The sequence below is a fragment of the Kocuria sp. genome (assembly GCF_030536815.1).
In the GTDB taxonomy this organism is placed as follows: Bacteria; Actinomycetota; Actinomycetes; order Actinomycetales; family Micrococcaceae; genus Kocuria; species Kocuria gwangalliensis.
On the sequence record NZ_JAUNPE010000228.1, the window covers coordinates 1 to 2,808 of the forward strand.

The following is a 2,808-nucleotide window of genomic DNA, read 5'->3' on the forward strand; positions in this document are numbered from 1 at the left end:
ATGAAGATTTGATCTGACCGCTATCCTGGAGAATTGTGACCGAGCAGCGAGATAACACCCCAGCAGCAGATTCCACGCCGGAGCTTTCCGAGCACGAACTCAACGACCAGATGTTGTTCCGTGCCGCCAAGCGCCAGGCCATTGAGGAATCGGGTGTTTCCGCCTACCCGGTGAGTGTTGACCGCACCCACACCCTGGCCCAGGTGCGCCAAAGCCACGAGCATTTGGAGGCCGGCGAGGAAACCGACGACGTCGTGACCGTTGCCGGACGCGTGATGCACGTGCGCAACACCGGCAAACTGTGCTTCGCCACCCTTCATGAGGGTGACGGCACGCGGCTGCAGGTCATGATCTCCAAGGCGAACGTGGGCGAGGAAGCCCTGGCCGCATGGAAGGCCCAGGTGGACCTCGGCGATTTCGTGGCGGTCACCGGCCGCGTGATCAGTTCCAGGCGCGGTGAACTGTCCGTCATGGCCGATTCCTGGCGCATGGCCTCCAAGGCACTGCGCCCGCTGCCCACCTTGCACAAGGAACTCAGCGAGGAAACCCGGGTGCGCCAGCGCTACCTGGACCTGATCGTGCGCCCCCGGGCCCGCGAAGTGGTGTTGACCCGGTCATTGATCACCCGCACCGTGCGCCGTGTGCTGGAGGACCGCGGGTACATCGAGATCGAAACTCCCATCTTGCAACTCATCCACGGTGGCGCGGCGGCGCGACCTTTCGAAACGCACCTCAATGCGTTCGATCAGGACATGACACTGCGTATCGCCACCGAGCTGTACTTGAAACGTGCCGTGGTGGGCGGTATTGAAAAGGTGTTCGAACTCGGGCGGGTATTCCGTAACGAGGGCGTGGATTCAACACACAGCCCAGAGTTCACCACGCTGGAAGCCTATGAGGCCTATGCCGATCAATTCGTCATGGCCGAGCGGATCAAAGAAATTATTCAGGCGTGCGCCTCCGCACTCGGGGTGGAAGGCATTGACACTGACCAGGGGCGCATCGAGCTCTTCGGCGAATGGAAATGGGTTTCCGTCTACCCGGCATTGTCTGACGCCGTGGGTCAGGAAATCTCTCCGGACATCCCCGCCGAGACCCTGCGGAAGATTGCCCAGCAACGCGAAATCTCCGTGGATCCCGCGTGGGATGCCGAAAAGCTCGCGGTGGAGCTGTTCGGGGAAATTGTGGAGCCCACCTTGATCCAGCCCACATTTGTTTACGATTACCCGCCCTCCGCGCAGCCGCTCGCGCGCCAGCACCGCGAAAAGCCGGGTCTCATTGAAGCGTGGGATTTGATTATCGGCGGTATGGAGCGCGGTACTGCGTTCTCCGAACTGATCGATCCGGTGATTCAACGTCAGCGCCTCACCGAACAGTCCTCGAAATCCGCCGCCGGTGACGTTGAAGCCATGCAGTTGGACGAGGACTTCCTGCGGGCCCTGGAGTACGGCGCACCGCCCATGGGCGGCCTGGGGCTGGGCCTGGACCGCCTGATCATGCTTTTCACAGACCTGGGCATCAGAGAGACCATTCTGTTCCCGCTCATGAAGCCCGAGTGAGTGAATACCATCAGGTCAATATCAGTTCTCGTTCAGGGCAGTAGAGGATACTAAGCGTCATGGAGTACTTGTCCGTTTTTGTGCCTTCTCTCGGTGTGGGCCTTATTTTCTACCTGGTCATGCGGTGGCTTTTTCGCGGTGACCGGGCAGAACGTTCTGCTCAGGCCAATGTCGAGAAGGACGCCGAGCGCTGGTATGAAGAAGTGCGTGAACGCGAAGGAGACAATGTCCCCTTTGGATACCAAGAAGTAAGCTCTAAGAGAAAGCGCGGATTAGGGCTGAAGAACTCCATTCCCATCCGCGATACTTCTGAGGACAAATAACGCGGCGCATTATCCCATCGTGACATTATCGACTCATCGTGTCATGATAGGAGCCCGTGAAACACGCGTGTTCTTGTCTGCTTAGTGTGCGGAGTCCGAGTATCGCAAAGACCACCGCAAACAATAGGGGTTAAGCGGGGGGCAGGTACACGCATCATGGCGCATTGAGTGACTTCCGGACCAGAGATCACACACCACAGGCAATAGCCCACTAATTTTGACGCCACCCTTTTTCGGGGTGGTGAGGAGGAACCGACATGGCACAGACAGTCAAGATCATTCTTGAAGATGACATCGACGGCGGTTCCGCAGATGAGACCATTCGTTTCGGTCTCGACGGCGGACAGTACGAGATTGATTTGAACTCCGCTAACGCCACCAAGCTGCGTGAGGCGCTGCGACCCTACGTGTCCAAGGCACGCCGCGCGTCGGCCAAGACCAATCGCGGGGCCACCACTCGTCCCACGCGTTCGGGTAATCCCGAGACCCCCAAGATCCGTGCCTGGGCCAAGGAACAAGGCCTGCAGGTGTCCGATCGCGGCCGTATCCACCAGGACATTCAGGACAAGTACTACGACGCTCACAAGTAAGTAGCCACGTCCGATCCGCTGAGGAAAGAACAGAGCTTCAGCGTGAATCGGATTTCTCCGCCGGGAACGATGTTTCCCGGCGGGCAGCCATCCGGCCGGACTGCACCTCGGGGTGCGCTCCGGCCGTTGCTGTTGCCCGCCGCAACCGGGTTTAGCTCTGGGCTGTACATCGTGCGCCAGTGGCGAACAATGCCCAGAAATGCCGTTCGGGTGCCTAGCATCGTTGGCAGACATCAATAGAGGAGTATCCATGTTCGAACGCTTCACCGACCGCGCCCGCCGGGTCGTGGTGCTGGCCCAGGAAGAGGCCAGGATGCTCAACCACAACTACATCGG

General features: G+C 59.4%; 3 protein-coding genes. All 3 read left to right on the forward strand.

What is annotated here, in order from left to right; all coding sequences use genetic code 11:
* Positions 1-35: 35 nt before the first annotated feature.
* Positions 36-1,559: a lysine--tRNA ligase gene (lysS, locus tag Q4E95_RS12480; RefSeq protein ID WP_303383611.1), complete on the forward strand. Its 1,524-nt coding sequence runs from the start codon at positions 36-38 to the stop codon at positions 1,557-1,559.
* 59 nt (positions 1,560-1,618) lie between these two features.
* Positions 1,619-1,882 (forward strand): hypothetical protein, encoded by a 264-nt coding sequence (locus Q4E95_RS12485; protein ID WP_303383612.1) that lies wholly within the window; start codon positions 1,619-1,621, stop codon positions 1,880-1,882.
* Between the two features lie 257 nt (positions 1,883-2,139).
* Positions 2,140-2,472, forward strand: coding sequence for an Lsr2 family protein (locus tag Q4E95_RS12490; RefSeq protein ID WP_303383613.1), 333 nt, complete (start codon positions 2,140-2,142; stop codon positions 2,470-2,472).
* Positions 2,473-2,808: the final 336 nt, after the last annotated feature.

Bases quoted from the DNA above. Each gene is read 5' to 3' on its own strand.
- Q4E95_RS12485 (WP_303383612.1), top strand. From the start codon at position 1,619: ATGGAGTACTTGTCCGTTTTTGTGCCTTCTCTCGGTGTGGGCCTTATT.
- Q4E95_RS12490 (WP_303383613.1), top strand. From the start codon at position 2,140: ATGGCACAGACAGTCAAGATCATTCTTGAAGATGACATCGACGGCGGT.